General features: G+C 52.1%; 22 protein-coding genes. 20 read left to right on the forward strand and 2 right to left on the reverse strand.

The genetic code is table 11. The features are described from left to right. Positions 1–66: 66 nt before the first annotated feature. The 18 genes from KGP17_RS27115 to KGP17_RS27200 all read left to right on the forward strand — a co-directional run bounded on the left by KGP17_RS27115 (position 67) and on the right by KGP17_RS27200 (position 21462). Positions 67–2439 (forward strand): Orn/Lys/Arg decarboxylase N-terminal domain-containing protein, encoded by a 2373-nt coding sequence (locus tag KGP17_RS27115; protein ID WP_223498643.1) that lies wholly within the window; start codon positions 67–69, stop codon positions 2437–2439. A gap of 72 nt (positions 2440–2511) precedes the next feature. Continuing rightward, positions 2512–4023: a basic amino acid/polyamine antiporter gene (locus tag KGP17_RS27120; RefSeq protein WP_223498644.1), complete on the forward strand. Its 1512-nt coding sequence runs from the start codon at positions 2512–2514 to the stop codon at positions 4021–4023. 450 nt (positions 4024–4473) lie between these two features. Next, positions 4474–4914, forward strand: a complete 441-nt coding sequence (mioC, locus tag KGP17_RS27125) for an FMN-binding protein MioC (protein ID WP_024484681.1) — start codon at positions 4474–4476, stop codon at positions 4912–4914. A 381-nt stretch (positions 4915–5295) separates the two neighbouring features. Beyond that, the gene (mnmG, locus tag KGP17_RS27130; protein WP_021181433.1) at positions 5296–7185 is read left to right on the forward strand and encodes a tRNA uridine-5-carboxymethylaminomethyl(34) synthesis enzyme MnmG; all 1890 of its coding nucleotides are present in this window, start codon (positions 5296–5298) and stop codon (positions 7183–7185) included. Positions 7186–7324: 139 nt separating this feature from the next. Next, the gene (gene rsmG, locus KGP17_RS27135) at positions 7325–7945 is read left to right on the forward strand and encodes a 16S rRNA (guanine(527)-N(7))-methyltransferase RsmG (RefSeq protein WP_223498645.1); all 621 of its coding nucleotides are present in this window, start codon (positions 7325–7327) and stop codon (positions 7943–7945) included. Positions 7946–8581: 636 nt separating this feature from the next. Beyond that, entirely contained in the window at positions 8582–8965 is a 384-nt protein-coding gene (atpI, locus tag KGP17_RS27140) for a F0F1 ATP synthase subunit I (RefSeq protein WP_021181431.1), read from the forward strand. A gap of 21 nt (positions 8966–8986) precedes the next feature. Next, positions 8987–9763, forward strand: coding sequence for a F0F1 ATP synthase subunit A (gene atpB, locus KGP17_RS27145; RefSeq protein WP_021181430.1), 777 nt, complete (start codon positions 8987–8989; stop codon positions 9761–9763). Positions 9764–9812: 49 nt separating this feature from the next. After that, complete coding sequence (gene atpE / locus KGP17_RS27150; RefSeq protein ID WP_004393045.1) at positions 9813–10052, forward strand: F0F1 ATP synthase subunit C; 240 nt, start codon at positions 9813–9815, stop codon at positions 10050–10052. A gap of 58 nt (positions 10053–10110) precedes the next feature. After that, the gene (gene atpF / locus KGP17_RS27155) at positions 10111–10581 is read left to right on the forward strand and encodes a F0F1 ATP synthase subunit B (protein WP_021181429.1); all 471 of its coding nucleotides are present in this window, start codon (positions 10111–10113) and stop codon (positions 10579–10581) included. A 14-nt stretch (positions 10582–10595) separates the two neighbouring features. After that, positions 10596–11129: a F0F1 ATP synthase subunit delta gene (gene atpH / locus KGP17_RS27160; protein WP_024527380.1), complete on the forward strand. Its 534-nt coding sequence runs from the start codon at positions 10596–10598 to the stop codon at positions 11127–11129. 12 nt (positions 11130–11141) lie between these two features. Further along, on the forward strand, positions 11142–12683 hold the full coding sequence (gene atpA / locus KGP17_RS27165; protein WP_021181427.1) for a F0F1 ATP synthase subunit alpha: 1542 nt from the start codon (positions 11142–11144) through the stop codon (positions 12681–12683). 57 nt (positions 12684–12740) lie between these two features. After that, positions 12741–13604 carry a F0F1 ATP synthase subunit gamma gene (gene atpG, locus KGP17_RS27170; protein WP_059199283.1) on the forward strand — a complete coding sequence of 288 codons (864 nt, stop codon included), beginning with the start codon at positions 12741–12743 and terminating at the stop codon, positions 13602–13604. A 32-nt stretch (positions 13605–13636) separates the two neighbouring features. Continuing rightward, positions 13637–15019, forward strand: a complete 1383-nt coding sequence (gene atpD / locus KGP17_RS27175) for a F0F1 ATP synthase subunit beta (protein ID WP_021181425.1) — start codon at positions 13637–13639, stop codon at positions 15017–15019. A gap of 20 nt (positions 15020–15039) precedes the next feature. Continuing rightward, a complete protein-coding gene (locus tag KGP17_RS27180; RefSeq protein ID WP_004933814.1) occupies positions 15040–15459 on the forward strand; it encodes a F0F1 ATP synthase subunit epsilon in 420 nt (139 codons plus the stop codon). 294 nt (positions 15460–15753) lie between these two features. Beyond that, the gene (glmU, locus tag KGP17_RS27185; RefSeq protein ID WP_115160431.1) at positions 15754–17124 is read left to right on the forward strand and encodes a bifunctional UDP-N-acetylglucosamine diphosphorylase/glucosamine-1-phosphate N-acetyltransferase GlmU; all 1371 of its coding nucleotides are present in this window, start codon (positions 15754–15756) and stop codon (positions 17122–17124) included. A gap of 189 nt (positions 17125–17313) precedes the next feature. After that, the gene (gene glmS / locus KGP17_RS27190) at positions 17314–19143 is read left to right on the forward strand and encodes a glutamine--fructose-6-phosphate transaminase (isomerizing) (protein WP_115160432.1); all 1830 of its coding nucleotides are present in this window, start codon (positions 17314–17316) and stop codon (positions 19141–19143) included. A gap of 122 nt (positions 19144–19265) precedes the next feature. Then, positions 19266–20381 carry a hypothetical protein gene (locus KGP17_RS27195; RefSeq protein WP_223498646.1) on the forward strand — a complete coding sequence of 372 codons (1116 nt, stop codon included), beginning with the start codon at positions 19266–19268 and terminating at the stop codon, positions 20379–20381. A gap of 1 nt (position 20382) precedes the next feature. After that, on the forward strand, positions 20383–21462 hold the full coding sequence (locus tag KGP17_RS27200; RefSeq protein ID WP_223498647.1) for a GNAT family N-acetyltransferase: 1080 nt from the start codon (positions 20383–20385) through the stop codon (positions 21460–21462). A gap of 97 nt (positions 21463–21559) precedes the next feature. Here KGP17_RS27200 and KGP17_RS27205 read toward each other — a convergent pair whose 3' ends face one another. Further along, positions 21560–21874, reverse strand: coding sequence for a DNA-binding transcriptional regulator (locus tag KGP17_RS27205; protein WP_021181420.1), 315 nt, complete (start codon positions 21872–21874; stop codon positions 21560–21562). Then, complete coding sequence (locus KGP17_RS27210) at positions 21871–22212, reverse strand: hypothetical protein (RefSeq protein ID WP_021181419.1); 342 nt, start codon at positions 22210–22212, stop codon at positions 21871–21873. Before KGP17_RS27210 ends, KGP17_RS27205 begins: the two co-directional genes overlap by 4 nt. Positions 22213–22579: 367 nt before the next feature. Here KGP17_RS27210 and pstS point away from each other — a divergent pair, with 367 nt between their 5' ends. Continuing rightward, entirely contained in the window at positions 22580–23620 is a 1041-nt protein-coding gene (gene pstS / locus KGP17_RS27215; RefSeq protein ID WP_021181417.1) for a phosphate ABC transporter substrate-binding protein PstS, read from the forward strand. Positions 23621–23710: 90 nt separating this feature from the next. After that, on the forward strand, positions 23711–24667 hold the full coding sequence (gene pstC, locus KGP17_RS27220; RefSeq protein ID WP_024527373.1) for a phosphate ABC transporter permease PstC: 957 nt from the start codon (positions 23711–23713) through the stop codon (positions 24665–24667).

Genomic DNA, 24667 nt, shown 5'->3' on the forward strand with positions numbered 1-24667 from the left:
ACGTCATGTTTTGTCGCCTATTAATCGGTGGCCACTCATTTATTCATTCAAAAAAGGTAATTAATCATGAAGTTTAATCACAATATTTTGTTTGTATCCTCTCGAGGATTAAAACAAAATAATCCCGCGATACAAGCTCTCGAAGAGCTCAACGCGGCGGTTAAAGCCAGAGGATTTACCACCTTCATTGTGGATCAGATTAGCGATGCCGTGAAGGTTATTAATGAAAGCCAAAAGTACAGTGCAGTAGCGATTTACTGGGACTCAAGCAATCCTGAAACAGGTATTGAATGTCAGGAGTTCATTGATGTTTTCCGTAAGCGAAATGCCACTGCGCCTCTTTTCTTATTATCTGAAGATAATGTCACTGACGGGGTACCCCTTGCTATACTCAAAGAGATAAATGAGTATATTTATTTATTTTCTGAAACCCCAACCTTCACTGCCAACCGTATTTATACGCTTATTCACCGATATGCTGAAAACCTGCTGCCGCCTTACTTTAAAACGCTAAAAAACTTTACCGAAGACGGCGACTATTACTGGGACTGCCCAGGGCATATGGGCGGCATGGCCTATTTAAAGCATCCTGTCGGTACCGAATTTATCAACTTCTTCGGCGAAAACATGATGCGGGCCGATATCGGGGTCGCTACCGCTGAAATGGGGGATTACCTCATTCATGCTGGGCCGTCCAAAAAATCAGAAGACATCGCCGCAGAGCTTTTTGGCGCTGATTGGACGTTCTATGGCGTTTCCGGCTCATCCGGCTCCAATCGTATCGTGGCTCAAGGGGCGGTCGCTGCGGATGAAATTGCCATTGTCGACCGTAACTGCCATAAATCGCTAAATCATGGTCTTACCCTTTCCCAGGCACGTCCAGTTTATCTTAAGCCCACGCGTAATGCCTATGGGCTGATTGGCCCAATACCGACTCAACGCCTGAAAAAAGAAAGTATTGATGAGTTGATCGCCAAAAGCCCGCTGACTTCAGATGCGGTAGACACCTCGCCTACTTATGCGGTTGTCACTAACTGTACCTATGATGGTTTCTGTTACAACGTTAATGACGTGGTGAAATATCTGGGAGCCAGCGTACCACGTATTCATTTTGACGAAGCCTGGTATGCATATGCCCGTTTCCATCCGATGTATAAGAACCGTTTCGCCATGGACGTTGAAGACACTCCCGATCGTCCGACCATTTTTGCCGTGCAGTCGACCCATAAAATGCTGCCTTCTCTATCAATGGCCTCAATGATCCATGTGAAAAAAAGCCACCGCGCGCCGCTGGATTTTGATGATTTTAACGATTCCTTCATGATGCACGGCACCACATCTCCCTTTTACCCAATCATTGCTTCAATTGATGTAGCGGTAAGTATGATGCAGGGAGACTCCGGTCGTTCCTTGGTACAGGAGTCGATCGATGAAGCGATTGCGTTCCGAAAAGCCGTCGTTTCCGTTAAACGCCAGATTCGTGAACAAGAGGGCGAATCAGCCTGGTTTTTTGACGTTCTACAGCCGGCGGAGGTTAATGATAAGGCAACGGGTAAACAGTACAGCTTTGAAGAGGCTCCGCTTGAGCTACTCAACCAGGGTCCTGAATGTTGGGAATTGTGTGCGGGCGATAGCTGGCACGGCTTTCACGATGAAGATCTGATTGATACCAATAGCATGCTTGATCCGGTAAAAGTCACCATTACCTGCCCAGGCATTAATCTGGACGGTAGTTATCAAGAACAGGGTATACCTGGCTATTTGATTACCAAATTCCTCGATGACAAAAGGATTGAAATTGCCCGCACCGGCGATTACACGATCCTCATTCTGTTTTCTGTAGGTATCACCAAAGGAAAATGGGGCACGTTAATTGAAAGCCTGCTGACCTTTAAAAAACTCTATGACTCCGATGCGCTTGCCGTTGATGCTATTACATCTTTGAAAGGTCTATCACCGCATTACGATAACTTGACCCTGAAACAACTCTGCCAGCAGATGCATGAAAAAATGCGCGAGCTGGATCTGATGAACCACATTAATGAGGCGGTTAATACCGACCCTGAACCGGTGATGACTCCGTCTGCGGCCTATCAGAAAGTGTTGCGCTATAAGGCGGAACACATCCGCCTGGATGACTTTTCTGGTCGTATTGCCGCCAGCATGTTGGTCCCTTATCCGCCAGGTATTCCAGTATTAATGCCAGGTGAACGTCTGCCTGTGGGCGGCAAAGGCATTATGGGCTATCTGCGTGCTTTACAGGACTTTGATAAGCACTTCCCAGGTTTTGAACATGAGATCCAGGGTATCAACGTTGATGAATATGGTGATTTTTGGGTAAGAGCCATCATTGAAGATGAACGCGAAGCCGTAAAGCGGCCGGAACAGCTCCGTTTCAAACGCCGGGTGTCTCCAACAATTAAAAAAGGTCGTCAATAATCAGCTGGTTATCTCATCACTCCGACCCGCCAGGGCCGGGGTGATGTCTATTCCGATGCAAGGGTTTTATTTATGTCAAATCAATCTTCAACATCAGCAACAAGTGCTACTGACGCAGCAAAGACGGACGGCGAGCACAAGCTCGGGCTAATTGCATTAATCGCCATTGTTGTAGGTTCTATGCTGGGCGGTGGGGTATTTAGCCTGCCCCAAAACACAGCTGCTACCTCGGCAGTAGGGCCGATCATTATCGCGTGGCTTATCGCAGGTATTGGTATCTACTTTATCGCTAACTCGTTTCGCCTATTGTCCGACCTGCGCCCAGACCTACAGGCGGGTGTCTATATGTACGCCCAGGAGGGCTTCGGCTCATTTATTGCTTTCAACGTCGCCTGGGGATACTGGCTGATGACTGCCTTTGGCAACGTCGCCTTCGCCGTAATCTTGATGGATGCGTTAAACCAGTTTTTCCCCGGTGTATTCACCGATGGGAATAACCTCAATTCAATTATCTGCGGTTCGGTTTTGATTTGGGGTTACAACTTCCTGGTCTTGTCCGGGACAAAAGTTGCAGGTTTTGTGAACACTCTCGGTACTATCGCCAAACTTGTACCACTGGTGCTGTTAGTTGTCATACTGGGCTTCTTAATCAACTATTCTCAGCTGTTTAGCAACTTTTGGGGAACGGCACCACAAATCGTTGAAGGGGTCGGCAACCACGCTAAGCCCGTATCATTGATGTCGCAAATTCTGGCCCCAATGACGGTAACACTATGGGCATTTATTGGCGTAGAGGGCGCCGTCGTTCTTTCAGGACGCGCCAAAAACAAGAAAGATGTCGGTAAGGCCACGCTACTGGGCTTTCTATTGGCGCTTATCATCTACATACTGATGTCAATATTGCCGTTTGGCGTTATGCCCCAGGCTGAACTTTCTCAAGTCAGTAATCCATCAACCGCAGGCGTCCTGGCGAAAGTAGTCGGTCACTGGGGTGGTTGGTTAATGAACGTAGGATTGATTATTTCCGTACTGGCAGGCTGGCTAGCCTGGACGATGCTCTGCGCCGAAATTCCCATGGTTGCCGGGCAAAAAGGCGCTTTCCCACGGGCTTTTGCGCGCACCAATAGTAAACAGGCCGCCAATGTTTCCCTTTGGGTCAGCAGTTTTGTGATGCAGGCCGCGATGTTATTAGTCTATTTTTCTAATGACGCCTGGAACACGATGTACAACATTAGTGCATTGATGGTGGTACCTGCATATATCACTACGACCTTGTATATGGCGAAAATTTGCCTCAATCGAGAGTATGATCAGTATGCCAAAAAGGGGCGTAAATTTGCCCTTGTCAGCGGCATTCTTGGCGTCATATTCTGCCTGTTTATCCTTTATGCCAGCCAAATCCAATATGTAGCACTGGTCCCCATTCTGCTTACCTGCGGGCTACCGGTGTTCATATGGTCTCGTAAAGAGAAGGGTGACAATCAGCCGCTGTTCCAGAATAAAGAAATTTTTTATCTGGCTATCCTGTTGCTGCTTGATGCCATCGTCATCTGGTTGCTAATGATGGGACGCATCACGCTATAACCGATCTTTTGCCCCCTAGCCCGGGAGAAGCTAGGGGAGCAAAGCTGCGATTTGAAGACCTTAGGGTTTGATGAAGGAATGGGTGACAGGGTTAACCATAGCCGCGGCTGATCATGTCATCATACTGCCAGCCTGCTTCTGCGCTCATGCACAGGGCTTTCGCGCCCCCCTCTGTCTTATCCACCAGCTGAAAAATAAAACTTATCCTCACATAGCAACCACCACGGCAAGGTTGGCAAGATGGCTTCAGCCCCCGCCAACAGAATTTCTAGCTAGTTAAATCAATCAATTATGAAAAAATAGCACCATAATTGTGTCTGATGAACCGTAGATGTTGTGGGTGGATCCAGATTCCCTCGATCGTTATACCCATATTATCCACAGGTAGATCCCAGCTGATTCACAGAGTACAATACGGCCTCTTGAGTTTAAGGTTGGGATCATTCATTCATGGCAGACATCACTCTGATCAGTGGCAGCACGCTTGGCAGCGCAGAATACGTGGCTGAACATTTGGCCGAGAAACTCGAAGAAGCAGGTTTCTCAACAGAAATGCTGCATGGCCCTGAATTGGATGAATTGACGCTGTCAGGCCGCTGGCTGGTGGTTTCCTCCACTCACGGTGCCGGTGATTTACCAGATAACTTGCAGCCGCTGCTGGAACAACTGGCAGAGCAGCAGCCTGATTTATCTCAGGTGCAGTTTGGTGCCGTCGGTTTGGGCAGTTCTGAGTACGATACCTTCTGTGGTGCGATCAAACAGATCGACGATCTTTTCCAGGCTCGTGGAGCGAAAAGGATCGGCGATCGTCTCGAGATCGACGTGACCCAACATGAAATTCCCGAGGATCCTGCCGAAGAATGGCTGAAGAATTGGATTATTTTACTCTAATTCGGTTAAAGATCGCGCGAACGATTGTGTATAACTAGGCTTGAAAGCAGGGTATAACCGGTAGTTATCCCAATAACAACCGTCGTACGCTTTCTGCCCTGTGGATAACATGCCATTTAGATCCCAGCTTATACTGACCAGGATCACCGATCATTCACAGCAAACGATCCTGCTTAATCGGCTGATCTTTATCTGGAATAATCACTTATCCACAGAGGATCGCGATCCTAATAAGAGATCTAATAAAGAGATCTTTAAATAAAAAAGATCTTCTTTTAATTACCTAAGATCCTGACCGCTTGGTCGATCGACTAAACTTGAGTAGAATCCTCCCCCCAGGGCAAACAACGATCGTTCGCAAGTACTCCGAGGTGCTGTTCCATGTTTTATCCAGAGCAATTTGACGTCATTATCATCGGTGGTGGCCATGCCGGAACCGAAGCCGCCATGGCTGCGGCACGTATGGGACGTCAGACTTTATTACTGACCCACAATATCGACACGCTGGGACAAATGTCCTGTAATCCGGCGATCGGTGGTATCGGGAAAGGGCATCTGGTCAAGGAAATCGATGCACTCGGCGGGCTGATGGCCAAGGCGATCGACCACGCAGGCATTCAGTTTAGGATACTAAACGCCAGCAAAGGCCCGGCAGTGCGAGCCACTCGAGCTCAGGCAGATCGCGTCCTGTATCGCCAAGCCGTTCGTACCGCATTGGAGAACCAGCCAAACCTGATGATCTTCCAACAACCGGTTGAGGATCTGATCGTCGAGAACGATCGCGTGGTGGGTGCGGTGACCCAGATGGGGCTGAAATTCCGTGCCAAAGCGGTAGTACTGACCGTGGGCACCTTCCTAGATGGCAAGATCCACATCGGCCTGGAAAACTACAGCGGTGGCCGTGCCGGGGATCCTCCGTCGATCTCTTTGTCACAGCGTCTGCGTGAACTGCCTCTGCGTGTCAATCGCCTGAAAACGGGTACACCTCCCCGTATCGATGCACGCACCATAGACTTCAGCGTTCTGGCTGAGCAGCATGGCGATACGCCAATCCCAGTGTTTTCTTTCCTGGGCAACGCCAGCCAGCATCCGCAACAGGTGCCGTGCTACATCACGCACACCAATGAAAAAACGCATGACGTGATCCGCAATAACCTCGATCGTAGCCCGATGTATGCCGGGATCATCGAAGGGATCGGCCCACGCTACTGCCCATCGATCGAAGACAAAGTGATGCGCTTTGCCGATCGTAATGCGCACCAGATCTTCCTGGAACCTGAAGGGTTAACCAGCAACGAGATCTACCCGAATGGGATTTCCACCAGTTTGCCGTTTGACGTTCAGATGCAAATCGTACGTTCGATGGAAGGGATGCAAAATGCCCGCATCGTTCGCCCTGGTTATGCCATCGAGTACGATTTCTTCGATCCACGCGATCTGAAGCCGACGTTGGAAAGCAAATTTATTCAAGGGCTGTTCTTCGCAGGCCAGATCAACGGCACCACCGGTTACGAAGAAGCTGCTGCACAAGGCCTGTTGGCCGGGTTGAACGCCGGGCGTTATGCCGTTGAAGACGAAGGCTGGTCACCACGCCGCGATCAGGCTTACCTGGGGGTACTGGTAGACGATCTCAGTACTCTGGGCACCAAAGAGCCGTACCGCATGTTTACCTCACGTGCCGAATACCGTCTGATGTTGCGTGAAGACAACGCCGATCTGCGCCTGACGGAAAAAGGCCGAGAGCTGGGGCTGGTTGACGATGAACGCTGGCAGCGCTACTGCGAAAAGCTTGAGCACATCGAACAGGAACGCCAGCGTCTGCGTGATATCTGGGTGCACCCGCATTCAGAGAACGTCGAACAGGTTAACGTCCTGCTGAAAGCGCCTCTGTCACGCGAAGCCAACGGCGAAGAATTGCTGCGCCGCCCGGAAATGGATTATGGCCAACTGACCGCAGTAGCTGCTTTTGCTCCTGCACTGGCAGACACCGAAGCCGCTGAGCAAGTGGAAATTCAGGTGAAATACGAAGGCTACATCGCTCGCCAGCAAGATGAGATCGACAAGCAGCAGCGCAACGAGAACACCGTGCTGCCGCTTGATCTCGATTATCGTCAGGTCTCCGGATTGTCCAATGAGGTGATCGCCAAATTGAACGATCACAAACCTAACTCGATCGGCCAGGCTTCGCGCATTTCCGGTATCACCCCAGCAGCGATCTCCATTTTGCTGATCTGGCTGAAAAAGCAGGGCTTACTGCGCCGCAGCGCATAAATACGCTCACCGGGTGGCCGTTTGCCTATCTGCTGAGCAAACGGCCGCTGACATCACCTCAAGCCTGAATTATCATAGACTGCCTAAGAGAGCAGTTGCAGATTGGCCTGCTGTTCCACGCCTGTCAGAGGACTCTGTTGTGCAAAAAAAATTGGATTCGTTGCTTTCGGCGGCTGGAATTTCGCTTCCCGATCAACAAAAACAGCAATTGTTGGGCTATGTCGCTATGCTCGACAAGTGGAACAAGGCTTACAACCTCACTTCCGTTCGCGATCCGCAGCAAATGCTGGTGCGTCATATCATGGACAGCATCGTGGTGAATGCCCATCTGACAGGTTCACGCTTTATCGACGTTGGCACCGGCCCTGGTTTGCCTGGCATTCCGTTGGCAATAGTGCGGCCCGATGCGCATTTCACCCTGTTAGACAGCCTGGGCAAGCGCGTACGCTTCCTGCGGCAGGTTCAGCATGAGCTGGGGTTGAACAATATCGAGCCGGTACAGAGCCGTGTAGAAGAGTTTGTGGCAGAACCGCCGTTTGATGGCGTGATCAGCCGTGCTTTTGCTTCACTGCAAGACATGTTGGCCTGGTGTCACCATCTGCCAGCCAAAGGGCAGGGGCGTTTTTATGCGCTGAAAGGGGTTTGCCCGCAAGACGAGTTGGCTCAGTTGCCAGAAGGGATTGCTTTGGAGTCGGTGGAGCGTTTGCAGGTGCCGGAGCTGGAGGGCGAGCGCCATTTGATCGTCCTGAAAGCTCACTAAAGCCAAATCAGAATTGTTTAGCATCAAATAATCAGCGATTGGTGTAGGGTATAGAAGATAAATAGCAAGCAGGCTAATCATATAGATTCTCCCCTTAGCTTATTTACCTTTGATTAACATTGTTGTGTCAAAAATGCATCATTCCAGTGGGTGATAGTCACGTTAGCAACAATGTGTGAAAGATTCCGATTTGCTGTCAGTGTTAATTGAGTGTTGCTTTATTATTCCTGTGAATGTCAATAAAAGGTTTTTACGGGGTATAAGGATTGTTTTTGAACGGTTACGTTGTAATGATTTGATTTATAATATTTTTTGATCGCCCAAAAAGCTAAAGACCTCGGTCGTGAACCTGGGCTATAACTCATTAATAGTCAGTATTGTGATCGGTTGCACGTTTCTTACCGCAACCGTGGAATAGTCAGACAAATAAATGCGAGCGATTATTCCGGCCATTTTCTTGTGAAAAGAGCCCGAAAAGGGGAAATTTAAATAATTGTTCACCTTTTCGCTACTTATCGATTGAATTCGTTGGAGTGGCCCGTATAATTTGCACGTTTTTTGCTGCTTGACTCAGAACCGCAAAGGCAGTTTTATACGTCGGCATACCCCCTCAGGGGTACGGAGAGAACAAACGTCATGTCTGTGTCCCTGTACAGCGGAAAAGTTGCACGCAAGTTGCTGTTGCTGCAGTTAATGACTTTTGTTTTGATCAGCGCTGCCTTCGGCCTGAAAAGTCTGGAGTGGAGCGGTTCGGCACTGGCAGGTGGCCTGGCTGCCTGGTTACCCAATGCCATGTTTATGCTGTTTGCCTTGCGTCACCAGGCACAGACGCCGGCACCCGGACGGGTTGCCTGGTCGTTCGCCATTGGTGAAGGGCTAAAGGTCGTGATCACCATCGTTTTGCTGATCGTGGCGCTTGGGGTGTTCAAAGTGGCGTTTGTACCGCTTGGCCTGACCTATTTAGCGGTGTTAGTGGTGCAGATAGTGGCACCCGCCGTGATTAACAGTTACCGAAATTAACTAAATAAGGGTAGAGGCATCATGTCTGCAGAGGGATTCAACAGTCCACAGGAGTATATCGGTCACCACCTGACGCAGCTTCAGGTCGGGACTGGTTTTTGGTCGATTAACCTCGACTCGATGTTTTTCTCCGTCGTCCTCGGGGTGGTTTTTCTGGCTATTTTCCGCAAGGTAGCCAAAAACGCCACCAGTGGCGTTCCCGGCAAGCTGCAAACCGCCGTTGAGCTGATCGTTGGCTTTGTCGATAACAGCGTCAAGGATATGTATCACGGCAAGAGCAAGGTGATTGCTCCGTTGGCGCTGACGGTGTTCGTCTGGGTGTTCCTGATGAACCTGATGGACCTCATCCCGGTTGACTTCCTGCCTTATATCGGAACCCAGCTTGGTCTGCCGGCACTGCGTGTCGTCCCTACCGCCGACGTGAACATCACGCTGTCGATGGCGTTGGCCGTATTTGTCCTGATCCTGTTCTATAGCATTAAAATGAAAGGCATTGGTGGGTTCGTCAAAGAGTTAACCATGCAGCCGTTCAACCACCCGGTATTTATTCCCATTAACCTGATCCTTGAAGGTGTCAGCCTGCTGTCCAAACCTGTTTCACTGGGTCTGCGACTGTTCGGCAACATGTATGCGGGTGAGTTGATCTTCATCCTGATTGCTGGTCTGTTGCCGTGGTGGTCACAGTGGATGCTGAGTTTGCCTTGGGCAATCTTCCACATCCTGATCATTACGCTTCAAGCCTTTATTTTCATGGTTCTGACGATTGTCTATCTGTCGATGGCGTCTGAAGAGCACTGATTTTCTTAAAACACTTGCACTATTAAACTGAAACAAACTGGAGACTGTCATGGAAAACCTGAATATGGATCTGCTGTACATGGCTGCCGCTATTATGATGGGGTTAGCGGCAATCGGTGCTGCGATCGGTATCGGCATCCTGGGTGGTAAATTCTTGGAAGGCGCTGCACGTCAACCTGATCTGATCCCGCTGTTGCGTACACAGTTCTTTATCGTTATGGGCCTGGTTGACGCCATCCCGATGATCGCTGTTGGTCTGGGTTTGTACGTGATGTTTGCTGTCGCGTAAGTAGGGTTCACACTCTACAAAGAAACCACATTATTAACTTTTAAAGAGGCATTGTGCTGTGAATCTTAACGCAACAATCCTCGGCCAGGCTATCGCGTTCATCCTGTTTGTCTGGTTCTGCATGAAGTATGTATGGCCGCCAATTATGGCTGCCATCGAGAAGCGTCAGAAAGAAATTGCTGATGGCCTCGCTTCCGCAGAACGTGGCAAAAAAGATTTGGACTTAGCGCAAGCCCATGCGACCGACCAGCTGAAAACTGCCAAAGCGGAAGCCCAGGCGATTATTGAGCAAGCAAACAAACGCAAAGCTCAGATCGTGGACGAAGCGAAAGCAGAAGCCGAGCAGGAACGTAACAAAATCGTGGCGCAGGCTCAGGCTGAGATCGAAGCCGAACGTAAGCGCGCTCGTGAAGAGTTGCGTAAGCAAGTCGCGATGCTGGCAATTGCCGGTGCCGAGAAGATCATCGAACGTTCCGTGGATGAAGCTGCTAACAGCGACATCGTTGATAAACTGGTCGCTGAACTGTAAGGAGGGAGGGGCTGATGTCTGAATTTATCACCGTAGCTCGCCCCTACGCCAAAGCAGCTTTTGACTTTGCCGTTGAGAACCAAAGCGTAGAACGCTGGCAGCAAATGCTGGCGTTTACTGCTGTTGTCACGCGTAATGAACAGATGGCGGAACTGCTTTCCGGTGCGGTAGCACCAGAAACCTTGTCCAACACGTTTATTGCGGTTTGTGGCGATGAGCTCGACGAACATGGCCAGAACTTTATCCGTGTAATGGCCGAAAATGGGCGTTTACTGGTCCTTCCTGCGGTGCTGCAACAGTTCATCGAACTGCGCGCCGCGTTGGAATCCACCGTCGAAGTCGAGGTGCTCTCATCGAGCGCACTGAACGACACACAGCAAGCCAAGATTATCGCTGCGATGGAAAAACGTCTGTCACGCAAAGTTAAGCTGAATTGCAAAATTGACAAGTCTGTACTGGCCGGTGTCATTATCCGTGCTGGTGATCTGGTGATCGATGGCAGCGTACGTGGCCGTCTCGAGCGCCTGGCAGACGTCTTGCAGTCTTAAGGGGACTGGAGCATGCAACTGAATTCCACCGAAATCAGCGAACTGATCAAGCAGCGCATTGCTCAGTTCAATGTAGTGAGCGAAGCTCACAATGAAGGTACCATCGTTTCCGTCAGCGACGGGATCATCCGCGTACACGGTTTGGCCGAGGTTATGCAGGGCGAAATGATCGCACTGCCAGGCAACCGTTACGCAATTGCATTGAACCTGGAGCGTGACTCTGTAGGTGCCGTGGTAATGGGTCCGTATTCGGATCTGGCCGAAGGCATGAAGGTAAAATGTACCGGCCGTATTCTGGAAGTTCCGGTTGGCCGCGGCCTGCTGGGCCGCGTAGTCAACACCCTGGGCGCACCTATCGACGGTAAAGGCCCGGTTGACAACGACGGTTTCTCTCCGGTTGAAACTATCGCACCTGGCGTTATCGAACGTCAGTCTGTTGATCAGCCTGTACAGACCGGCTACAAATCGGTCGACGCCATGATCCCAATCGGTCGTGGCCAGCGTGAGCTGGTGATCGGCGACCGTCAAACCGGTAAAACCGCCCTGGCGATCGATGCGATCATCAACCAGCGCGATTCCGGTATCAAATGCGTTTACGTGGCTATCGGCCAGAAAGCGTCCACCATCGCTAACGTGGTGCGCAAGCTGGAAGAGCACGGCGCACTGGCCAACACCATCGTGGTTGTGGCTACCGCGTCAGAATCCGCTGCACTGCAATACCTGGCACCATATGCCGGTTGCGCAATGGGTGAATACTTCCGTGACCGTGGTGAAGATGCGCTGATCGTATACGATGACCTGTCCAAACAGGCCGTTGCTTACCGTCAGATCTCCCTGCTGCTTCGCCGTCCACCAGGTCGTGAAGCTTACCCAGGCGACGTATTCTACCTCCACTCCCGTTTGCTGGAGCGTGCTGCGCGTGTTAACGCCGACTACGTTGAAGCCTTCACCAAAGGTGAAGTCAAAGGCCAAACCGGTTCACTGACCGCTCTGCCGATCATTGAAACCCAGGCGGGTGACGTTTCCGCGTTCGTTCCGACCAACGTAATCTCGATTACCGATGGTCAGATCTTCCTGGAATCCAACCTGTTTAACTCCGGTATTCGTCCGGCGGTTAACCCGGGTATTTCCGTATCCCGTGTGGGTGGTGCAGCACAGACCAAGATCATGAAAAAACTGTCCGGTGGTATTCGTACCGCTCTGGCACAGTATCGTGAACTGGCTGCGTTCTCTCAGTTCGCTTCCGATCTGGACGATGCAACGCGTAAACAGCTGAGCCACGGTCAGAAAGTGACCGAGCTGCTGAAACAGAAACAGTATGCGCCGATGTCCGTCGCACAACAGTCTCTGGTGTTGTTTGCCGCCGAGCGTGGCTACCTGAACGACGTAGAAGTGGCGAAAGTTGTCAGCTTCGAAGCCGCTCTGGTTGCTTTTGCGGACCGCGAGCATGCCGAACTGCTGAACCACATCAACCAAACTGGTGCTTATAACGATGAGATCGAAGGCAAGCTGAAAGGCATCCTCGATACCTTCAAGGCAACCCAGTCCTGGTAACGCATAGCGGCCTGACGTTGCAAGACGGCAGGCCGCTGGCAATGAGGAGAAGCAGAGATGGCCGGCGCAAAAGAGATACGTAGTAAGATCGCCAGCGTGCAAAACACGCAGAAGATCACTAAAGCGATGGAAATGGTCGCCGCCTCCAAAATGCGTAAATCGCAGGAACGCATGGCGGCCAGCCGTCCTTATGCAGAGACCATGCGCGAGGTGATTGGTCACCTGGCTTTAGGGAATCTGGAATATAAGCACCCGTACCTGGATGAGCGTGACGTTAAGCGCGTCGGGTATCTGGTAGTGTCTACTGACCGTGGTCTCTGTGGCGGCTTGAACATCAACCTGTTCAAGAAGCTGTTGGCAGAGATGAAACGCTGGTCTGAAAAAGGCGTTGAAGCTGATTTAGCGCTGATTGGCTCAAAAGCGGCCTCTTTCTTTGGTTCCGTGGGCGGCAACGTGGTTGCCCAGGTGACCGGCATGGGGGATAACCCTTCCCTGTCGGATCTGATCGGTCCAGTGAAAGTGATGCTGCAAGCCTACGACGAAGGTCGTTTAGACAAGCTGTACGTTGTCAGCAACAAATTTGTTAATACGATGTCCCAGGAACCGCAGTTACTGCAACTTCTGCCATTGCCACCTTCTGATGACAGTGAACTGAAGAAAAAATCCTGGGATTACCTGTATGAACCCGATCCAAAAGTGCTGCTTGATACCTTGCTGCGCCGTTATGTGGAATCGCAAGTTTATCAGGGCGTCGTGGAAAACCTGGCCAGCGAGCAGGCCGCACGAATGGTCGCGATGAAAGCCGCAACCGATAACGGCGGTAGCCTGATCAAAGAGCTGCAGTTGGTATACAACAAGGCGCGTCAGGCCAGCATCACTCAGGAACTCACCGAGATCGTTTCGGGAGCCTCCGCGGTTTAAGCTAGGTTTACGAATTACGTAGAGGATTCAAGATGGCTACTGGAAAGATTATCCAGGTAATCGGCGCCGTGGTGGACGTCGAGTTCCCTCAGGATGCCGTACCAAAAGTGTACGACGCTCTTGAGGTCGCAAACGGCTCCGAGAAATTGGTGCTGGAAGTTCAGCAACAGCTGGGTGGCGGCGTGGTTCGCTGTATCGCAATGGGGACCTCAGACGGTCTGCGTCGTGGTCTGGCCGTAACCGACCTGCAGCACCCAATTGAAGTACCGGTAGGTAAAGCTACCCTGGGCCGTATCATGAACGTATTGGGTCAACCAATCGACATGAAGGGCGACATCGGCGAAGAAGAACGTTGGGCTATTCACCGCCCGGCGCCAAGCTACGAAGAGCTGTCCAACTCCCAGGATCTGCTGGAAACCGGTATCAAGGTAATGGACCTGATCTGCCCGTTCGCCAAGGGTGGTAAAGTCGGCCTGTTCGGTGGTGCTGGTGTAGGTAAAACCGTAAACATGATGGAGCTGATCCGTAACATCGCGATCGAGCACTCCGGTTATTCTGTGTTTGCGGGCGTGGGTGAACGTACTCGTGAGGGTAACGACTTCTACCACGAAATGACCGACTCCAACGTACTGGACAAAGTTTCCCTGGTTTACGGCCAGATGAACGAGCCACCAGGTAACCGTCTGCGCGTTGCGCTGACCGGTTTGACCATGGCTGAGAAGTTCCGTGACGAAGGTCGTGACGTACTGCTGTTCGTCGATAACATCTACCGTTATACCCTGGCCGGTACCGAAGTGTCCGCACTTCTGGGCCGTATGCCATCGGCGGTAGGTTATCAGCCAACGCTGGCGGAAGAGATGGGTGTTCTGCAAGAACGTATCACCTCTACCAAGACCGGTTCAATCACCTCTGTGCAGGCCGTTTACGTTCCTGCGGATGACTTGACTGACCCATCACCAGCCACCACCTTTGCTCACTTGGATGCAACCGTGGTACTGAGCCGTAACATCGCTTCTCTGGGTATCTACCCGGCCGTTGACCCGCTGGATTCCACCAGCCGTCAGCTGGATCCGCTGGTAGTTGGCCAGGAGCACTACGACGTAGCGCGTGGCGTGCAGTCTATTCTGCAACGCTACCAGGAACTGAAAGATATCATCGCCATCCTGGGTATGGACGAGCTGTCAGAAGACGACAAGCTGGTTGTATCCCGTGCGCGTAAAATCCAACGTTTCCTGTCTCAGCCGTTCTTCGTGGCAGAAGTCTTTACCGGTTCTCCGGGCAAGTTCGTATCGCTGAAAGACACCATCCGTGGTTTCAAAGGCATTATGGACGGCGACTATGACCACCTGCCGGAGCAGGCGTTCTACATGGTTGGCACCATTGAAGAAGCAGTGGAAAAAGCCAAGAAACTGTAACGCCTTGAGAGGAGGGTGATATGGCTATGACTTACCATCTGGATGTCGTCAGCGCGGAAAAACAGATGTTTTCCGGCCTGGTGCAGAAGATCCAGGTGACAGGCAGCGAAGGCGAACTGGGGATCTTCCCTGGCCATGCGCCGCTGCTGACTGCCATCAAGCCTGGCATGGTGCGTATTGTTAAACAGCACGGTGAAGAAGAGTTCATCTACCTGTCCGGCGGTATCCTTGAGGTACAACCGAGCGTGGTAACCGTGCTGGCGGACACTGCCATCCGTGGAACGGACCTCGACGAAGCGAGAGCGCTGGAAGCTAAGCGTAAAGCTGAAGAGCACATCCGTAGCTCTCATGGCGATGTCGACTATGCTCAGGCATCTGCTGAACTGGCGAAAGCGATCGCGAAACTGCGCGTTATCGAGCTCACCAGAAAAGCGATGTAAATTCCCGCGTTGCCTGCAGCGTGTGGAAATAAGAAAGCGGCCCCTGTGGGTCGCTTTTTTTTTGTTTTAAAATAAGCGTTTCATCCGGCTAGGCATTGTGCTGTATTAGCGCTTTCAGTTGAATTAAGCGTCGCCGATCGCCGACAGTTTTTTCACCGTACGGTTGGATTACAGCCATTGGCGGCAGGCTAGGAGCCATGCGGCCTGCGCCGGATTCGTGTAGAGAAATATGTAGTAATTCCGCCATCAAACGGTTTTACTTTCGTCCATCAAAATGGAGTTATCAGGTTGCTTATGTCTAACAGCGCAATGAGCGTGGTTATCCTCGCCGCGGGCAAGGGAACACGCATGTATTCCGACCTTCCCAAGGTGTTACATCCGCTGGCGGGTAAGCCAATGGTGCAGCACGTCATTGATGCCGCCATGAAGCTGGGCGCCAAAAACGTCCATCTGGTTTACGGCCACGGCGGCGAGCTGCTGAAAAGCACCCTGCGCAATGATGCACTAAACTGGGTGTTGCAGGCTGAGCAGTTGGGAACTGGCCATGCTATGCAGCAGGCGGCACCGCATTTTGCCGATGATGAAGACGTGCTGATGCTGTATGGCGATGTGCCACTGATCGCCGTCGAAACGCTGACGCGTCTGCTGGCAGCCAAACCTCAGGGGGGGATCGGCCTGCTGACAGTGAAGCTGCAAGACCCGAGCGGTTATGGCCGCATCGTACGCGAAAACGGCACCGTGGTGGGTATTGTCGAACATAAAGATGCCAACGATGAGCAGCGCCAGATTAATGAGATCAACACCGGCATTCTGGTGGCCAATGGCCGCGATCTGAAGCGCTGGCTGGGCAAGTTGAATAATAATAACGCGCAGGGTGAATTCTATATTACCGACATCATTGCCTTGGCGCATGCCGAGGGTAACAAGATTGAGGCGGTACACCCGGCGCGCCTGAGCGAAGTTGAAGGCGTGAATAACCGTCTGCAACTGTCGCAGCTTGAACGCGTGTATCAGGCCGAGCAGGCGGAGAAGCTGCTGCTGGCTGGCGTGATGCTGTTGGATCCGGCACGCTTCGATCTGCGTGGCGTACTGGAACATGGCCGTGATATCTCCATCGATGCTAACGTGATTATCGAAGGCATGGTCAAGCTGGGTAACCGCGTGAAGATCGGTGCTGGCTGCGTACTGAGAGACTGCGTGATTGGCGACGACTGCGAGATCAGCCCTTACAGCGTGCTGGAAAATGCGCAGCTGGAAGCGGCCTGTACCGTTGGCCCATTTGCCCGTCTGCGCCCTGGTGCCGAACTGGCAGAAGGTGCCCACGTTGGCAACTTCGTGGAAATCAAGAAGGCCCGCCTGGGCAAAGGCTCCAAGGCTGGCCACCTGAGCTATCTGGGCGACGCCGAAATTGGCGACGATGTGAATATCGGTGCCGGTACCATTACCTGCAACTACGACGGTGCCAACAAGCACAAAACCATTATTGGCGATGGCGTGTTTGTCGGTTCGGACACTCAGCTGGTGGCTCCGGTCACCGTAGGTAAAGGGGTGACGATCGCTGCAGGTACCACGGTGACCCGTGATATTGCGGATAATGAGCTGGTGTTGAGCCGGGTCAAGCAGGTGCATATTCAAGGCTGGCAGCGTCCAACCAAGAAAAAGTAATATTTTTACCTCCCTCTCCTTTGGGAGAGGGGTGGTGATAGGGTTTTGCTCTGTACTTTCGCTAAAGAGTACAGAGCAAAACATAATAATCCCCATTCTCTACAGGCTCGGGGAAGCACGGTAAAACCGGCAAAAATCAGGTCGAGACATCGAAAGCGCCCACAAGGCGTTTAATTAGGAATACAACAGATGTGTGGAATTGTAGGTGCAGTAGCGCAACGTGATATCGCTGAGATCCTGCTGGAAGGTTTACGCCGCCTGGAATATCGGGGCTATGACTCAGCGGGTCTGGCCGTGGTGGATAGCGAGGGGAACGTCAGCCGTCTACGTCGTGTCGGTAAAGTACAAAAACTGGCTGAAGCGGCAGAGCAACAGGATCTGCATGGTGGTACCGGGATTGCCCATACCCGTTGGGCGACGCATGGTGAACCTTCAGAAGCGAACGCGCATCCTCATGTTTCAGATTACATCGCGGTGGTGCATAACGGCATCATCGAAAACTACGAACCGCTGCGCGAACAACTGATTGAGCGTGGCTATCACTTCAGTTCTGAAACTGATACCGAGGTGATTGCTCACCTGGTGCATTGGGAACAGAAGCAGGGCGGTACGCTGCTGGAAGTGGTTCAGCGTGTGATCCCGCAGTTGCGTGGCGCTTATGGCACCGTGGTGATGGATAGCCGTGATCCGAGCGTATTGGTGGCTGCCCGTTCAGGTAGCCCGCTGGTGATTGGCCGTGGCGTAGGCGAAAACTTCATTGCCTCCGACCAACTGGCCCTGCTGCCGGTAACCCGCCGCTTTATCTTCCTGGAAGAAGGCGACGTGGTAGAAGTGACCCGCCGCACCGTCAGCATTTTTGACAAGCAGGGTAATGCGATTGAGCGCCCGGAGATCGAATCTCAGGTGCAATACGACGCCGGTGACAAAGGCGCGTACCGTCATTACATGCAAAAAGAGATTTTTGAGCAGCCAATGGCGCTGAAAAACACCCTTGAGGGGCGTTTCAGCCATGGCAAGATCGACCTGAGTGAGCTTGGCTCGCACGCTGACGAACTGCTGTCAAAAGTGCAGCACGTGCAGATCATCGCCTGTGGGACTTCTTACCACTCGGGGATGGTGGCTCGTTACTGGTTCGAGGCGCTGGCCGGTGTGCCTTGTGACGTCGAGATCGCCTCTGAATTCCGTTATCGCAAGTCAGCGGTACGCCCAGGCAGCCTGATCATCACCCTGTCTCAATCCGGTGAGACGGCTGATACGCTGGCAGCGCTGCGCCTGTCCAAAGAGCTGGGCTATTTGGGTTCTCTGGCGGTGTGCAACGTGGCGGGTTCTTCGCTGGTGCGTGAATCCGATCTGGCGCTGATGACCAAGGCCGGTACCGAAATCGGCGTTGCTTCCACCAAAGCCTTTACCACCCAGCTTGCTGTATTGCTGATGCTGGTGGCGCGTTTGGGCCGCCTGAAAGGCATGGCGGAAAGCGTAGAGCATGACATTGTGCACGGTCTGCAAGCGTTGCCTGCGCGTATCGAGCAGATGCTGTCATTGGACAAGAGCATCGAAGCGCTGGCGGAAGGTTTCTCTGACAAGCATCATGCCTTGTTCCTTGGCCGCGGCGATCAATACCCGATCGCGATGGAAGGGGCGCTGAAGCTTAAAGAGATCTCCTATATCCACGCCGAGGCGTACGCCGCCGGTGAGCTTAAGCACGGCCCGCTGGCATTAATCGATGCCGACATGCCAGTGATCGTGGTTGCGCCTAACAACGAGCTGTTGGAGAAGCTTAAATCCAATATCGAAGAGGTGCGTGCCCGTGGTGGCCAGCTATATGTGTTTGCCGACCAGGATGCTGGCTTCGTCAGCAGCGAAGGGATGACCATCATCCCACTGCCGCACGTGGAAGAAATCGTCGCACCGATCTTCTACACCGTGCCGTTGCAGCTTTTGTCCTATTACGTCGCCCTGATCAAAGGTACCGATGTGGATCAGCCACGTAACCTGGCGAAGTCGGTTACCGTGGAATAATCGTTAACCTTCCTGCTATGAATACCGTGTTGGGTGACTCAACACGGTATTTTTTTCGCCTCAGTTTTACCATTAACGCTATGATTGGCGGGTGATGCTACAGGGAAGGGTATACGTAGATAATGAATATTTTGATTACTGGAGCACGGGCTCCGGTCGCAATAGAGTGGGCACGTATTGCGTTGCGCAGCGGGCACCGCGTCTGGTTGGCGGACAGTCTTAAATGGCCGCTGGGCCGCTTTTTACAAGGGATTGAAGGTTATCTACGGCTTCCCTCACCGCGCCAGGACCTTGCCGGGTATCAACAGCATCTGCAAGGCTATCTCGACCAACATGCTATTGGGTTGCTGATCCCTACTTGTGAGGAGATCTTCTACCTCTCCCAGGCGTTTGCTGCGTATATCGGGCCTACCGAGTGGCTAATGCCAGAGCGGCAGTTGCTATTTGAACTGCATCATAAATATCAAAGCCTGAGCCTGTTAACGGCATTGGGCGAGGTGCGGACTCCCGCGACCCGATTACTGACCTCTTGCTCGCAAATTGCAGACGATCCCCAGACCATTTTGAAACCGGTTTATTCACGCTTTGGTCGCCAAGTGATCCGTACGCCAAAACCGGGTGTATTGAACGATCGGCAGCTCAACGAGCATATCCCCTGGGTGCAGCAGCAGAAATTAAACGGCGTGGCCTTGTGCAACTATGCTGTGTTCGAACATGGCAGGCTGATCGCTCATCAGGCATATCAACCCAAATATTGTTTCAATCAGGCCGCAGGCAGCTACTTTGTCCCCTATCAGGATCGGCGGCTAGACGATTTTGTCTGTCAGTTTGGGGAAAAAACCGGTTTTCATGGCCAGGTGGCGTTCGATTTTATCGAACAGGACGGGGTGATTTTTGTTATTGAGTGTAACCCCAGGGCCACCAGCGGCCTGCATTTGTTGGGGTCTCAGATGTCCATCGCCGCCGATGGGCAATTGCAATACCAGCCAGCGCAGCCCAAGGCAGGACATGTGGGCGTGATCATACTGTTATTCTTTGCCTGGCAGGCTTGGCGCGATAAGCAGTTGGTGACGCTATGGCGGGACTTTCGCCAAGCGCCTAATCTGCTCAACGATCGCCGTTGGCCGATAAGTGCCGGAGCGCAGTGGTGTGCGTTGTTAGAGATGGGATACCGCAGCTTACGCTATCGGCGGCCCCTCACCGATGCCAGCACTTTCGATATCGAGTGGGACGGTTAGCATGGAGCAGGTTAATGATTGGCAGCGCCTGCAAGTGGCTCTGCTACAACAACCAGGCATGATCGCCAATCTCCAGACGTCGATGACCGAGTATCAACAGGATGGTTTCTGGATACCGGCGACGGTTAATGATTACGTACCCGGTAATTGCTATGTGGTTTCCCCGCTGGCGCTGATCGTCGATTACGCGCGGGATGAAATTATCAAAATCGATAACGGCGCGTTGCGGGCGCTGAGCAACGGGTTGACGCTGCTGCTTAAGTGGCCCTTATTGCTGGCACACGTCGATCGGCTCCAGGTGCTGAATAATCAGTGCCTTTCGACCAATATAACCAGCAGCCACTGGCAATCCCTGGATACTGACGCGTTGCGGCAACAGGCATTGCAGCGCTATCCCCAGCATACGTTGATGATCCGTTCGCTTAATTGGCAGCAGACTCCCGAGTTGTTGGCGCGGCTCTCCCGGCAAGGTTGGCTGCCTATCGTCAGCCGTCAGGTTTATTGCCTGGACGATCCTTTACGCTGGTGGGGAAAAATCAATGCGCGCCGGGATGACAAACTGCTGCATCAGATGGGATGGGAGTTCAAACGGCTGTCTGCTGATGCTCCCGAGCTGATGCAGTGTGCCGAACGCCTTTATAACCAGCTCTACCTGGATAAATACAGCCGCCAGAATGTGCAGTTTACCGCTGGTTATTTATCTCAGGCCTCGCAAATGGGTGCGTTGCAACTGTACGGTTTGTTCCACCAGCAGCAGATGGTGGGGGTGTTGGGAATGGTTCAGTTGGAACAGACGGTAACGGTGCCGATCGTCGGCTATCGGACGGAATTACCCGCATCATTGGCGCTATATCGTCGGCTGATCGCCTTTGCGTTACGCTATGCCATGGATCGTAAGCTGTTTCTCAATTTGAGTTCTGGTGCGCCAGATTTCAAAAGGGTTCGCGGTTGCCAACCGGAGATTGAATACAGCATGGTTTACGTCCGGCACCTGAACGTTTATCAACGTAGCGTTTGGGCGCTGATTTCCTGGCTTTCCCGCAAGGTCTATCAGCCGTTGCTGAGGCATTATCAGTTATGAGGGGCATGAAGCTTGGAAAATCCGGGTGCCGTTCAAAAAGCACACCGGATTTACTATGACTGGACCGGAGTAATGATTAACCTCTGCTTGATGTTGATTACAAGGCAGCTAACGTATCCAGCGTCATGGGGTCTTTTTCAACCATACGGATCAAAAGAAGTGCCTGTTTGTTGGGTTTGGCTCTGCCCTGTTCCCAGTTTTGATAAGTAGTGACACCGGTATGCAAGTAATCCGCAAAAACGGCTTGTGAAAGACGCAGTTTTTCACGTATTGCTTTTAACTCGTCTGGTGACATAGATATGTTTTTTTTCAGTGATACGGCGTGGGTTTTAAGCGTGATTTTACCCTCATTGTAATCACTCCAGTCTTTCATTCCCTGGGATAGTTCTTCAAAAAGGCTGAGTTCGCTCATAAGGTGCCCCCTTGTTTTAAAATTTCCAACATCCTACGCAGCATCTCGCGCTCGTTGCGGCTAAGGTCATCTTTTTTGTCTTTGTCGTAAATGACAAAAAGCAAAAAGTGAGACTTTTCAAGCCACCAATAATAGATCACCCGCAAGCCACCTCGTTTACCTTTTCCACGACGGTGATCCGCAAATCTGACCTTCCTTAACCCGCCAGTGTGCTGGATAACATCACCGCAGAATGGATTAATCAGCAGCATCTGCTGGAATGTCTTGAATTCATCATCGGAAAGATAATCAGCACGCTTCGCTTCAAAAATACTTAACTCAACAAATATAGCATCCATAACCAGATATCTCCCTGCTACTTGGGGATATTCTACCCCCAAGTTGGGTATACATCAAAGGATGATATGCTGGTTTTTTTGCCGCTTTTGGCAATATGACAAGCGTGTAAAAAAGAGCGAAAACTGCTCATATTCAGAGAGATAGTGCAGCAATAGGCAGATTTTTGCAGATTGTTTTTTGCCTAAAAACGACGTCATCTCACTGATTTTAATAAAATAAATATCAACCATCCTCCACTGTAATATAACTGTCATATTTCGTACATTTTACTGTCACTAAACTGTCCTATTTTCCCTTCTGCAGCAATACTTACTCTGATGAAAACGACTCAAAGTCGATTTTTGAAATATCCCATTAGGAGGGATTATGAAACTGATGCGTACCACCGTCGCCAGTATTGTGGCAGCGACTTTCTCTTTGGCCTCTGTGTCCGCCTTCGCTGCTGCTAGCCTGACCGGTGCAGGTGCGACATTCCCCGCTCCGGTGTATGCCAAGTGGGCAGATTCTTATCAGAAAGAAACCGGCAACAAGGTTAACTATCAGGGGATCGGTTCCTCTGGTGGTGTGAAGCAAATCATCGCCAACACCGTTGACTTTGGTGCTTCTGATGCCCCGCTGTCCGATGAAAAACTGGCTGCGGACGGCCTGTTCCAGTTCCCTACCGTGATCGGTGGTGTGGTACTGGCGGTGAATATTCCGGGCATCAAATCCGGTGAGCTGACTTTGGATGGTCAAACCCTGGGTGATATCTACCTGGGCAACATCAAAAAATGGAATGACCCGGCGATCGTTAAGCTGAACCCGGGCGTCAAGCTGCCGGATCAGGCTATCGCCGTGGTGCGTCGTGCTGATGGTTCCGGGACTTCTTTCGTCTTCACCAGCTATCTGGCCAAGGCTAACGCGCAGTGGAAAGAGAAAATTGGTGCAGGCTCAACCGTAAACTGGCCAACCGGCCTGGGTGGCAAGGGCAATGACGGCATCGCCGCGTTCGTTCAGCGTCTGCCTGGCTCTATCGGCTACGTTGAATACGCTTACGCCAAGCAGAACAACCTGGCCTACACTAAATTAGTGTCTGCCGATGGCAAAGCGGTCAGCCCAACCGAAGAGAGCTTCAGCGCCGCAGCCAAAGGCGCGGATTGGAGCAAAACCTTCGCGCAGGACCTGACCAACCAGAAAGGCGACAACGTCTGGCCAATCACCTCCACCACCTTCATCCTGGTGCACAAAGAGCAGAAGAAGCCTGAGCAGGGCGCTGAAGTGCTGAAGTTCTTTGACTGGGCTTACAAGACCGGTGCCAAACAGGCTAGCGAACTGGATTACGCCGCCTTGCCTGCCGAAGTGGTCGAGCAAATCCGTGCTGCCTGGAAGACCAACATCAAAGACAGCTCCGGTAAGGCCTTGTTCTAACAACGCAGGGGGTGCGGAAGACCGCGCCTCAACCTGACTGTCGGGGCCTGGCGTGCCGGGCCCTCCAAGCTTTAAACAGAAGAGTAATCTATGGCTGAGTACAAGCCGACCATTAAAGCACCGGGCAAAAACGGTGACATCATCTTCAGCGCGCTGGTCAGACTGGCGGCGCTGATTACCCTATTGTTGCTGGGCGGCATCATCGTTTCGCTGATTATCGCCTCCTGGCCAAGCATGCAGAAGTTCGGTTTTGCCTTCCTGTGGACCAAAGAGTGGGATGCGCCAGCCGAGCAGTTTGGTGCGCTGGTGCCGATCTACGGCACGGTCGTCACCTCGGTGATTGCGCTGATTATCGCCGTGCCGGTCAGTTTTGGTATTGCCCTGTTCCTGACCGAGTTGGCCCCTAACTGGCTCAAGCGCCCATTGGGGATCGCGATAGAACTGTTAGCGGCGATCCCGAGTATCGTTTACGGCATGTGGGGCCTGTTCGTGTTTGCTCCACTGTTCGCCAAATATTTCCAAACCCCGGTGGGGGAAGTGCTGTCCGGTATCCCGATCGTTGGCGAGCTGTTCTCCGGCCCGGCATTTGGTATCGGTATTCTGGCTGCCGGGGTGATCCTAGCCATTATGATTATTCCTTACATTGCGGCGGTAATGCGCGATGTGTTCGAACAAACGCCGGTGATGATGAAAGAGTCGGCCTATGGCATCGGCTGCACCACCTGGGAAGTGATCTGGCGCATTGTGCTGCCGTTCACCAAAAACGGCGTGATCGGTGGCGTGATGCTTGGCCTGGGGCGCGCCCTGGGGGAAACCATGGCGGTGACCTTTATTATCGGTAACACCTACCAGCTCGACAGTTTCTCGCTGTATATGCCGGGCAACAGCATCACCTCGGCGTTGGCCAACGAATTCGCCGAAGCCGAATCCGGGCTACATACCTCTGCATTGATGCAGCTTGGGCTGATCCTGTTTGTGATCACCTTTATCGTCCTGGCGCTGTCGAAGTTGATGGTGATGCGCCTGGCCAAGCGTGAGGGTCGCTAA

The organism is Serratia sp. JSRIV001 (assembly GCF_019968745.1).
In the GTDB taxonomy this organism is placed as follows: domain Bacteria; phylum Pseudomonadota; class Gammaproteobacteria; order Enterobacterales; family Enterobacteriaceae; genus Chania; species Chania fonticola_B.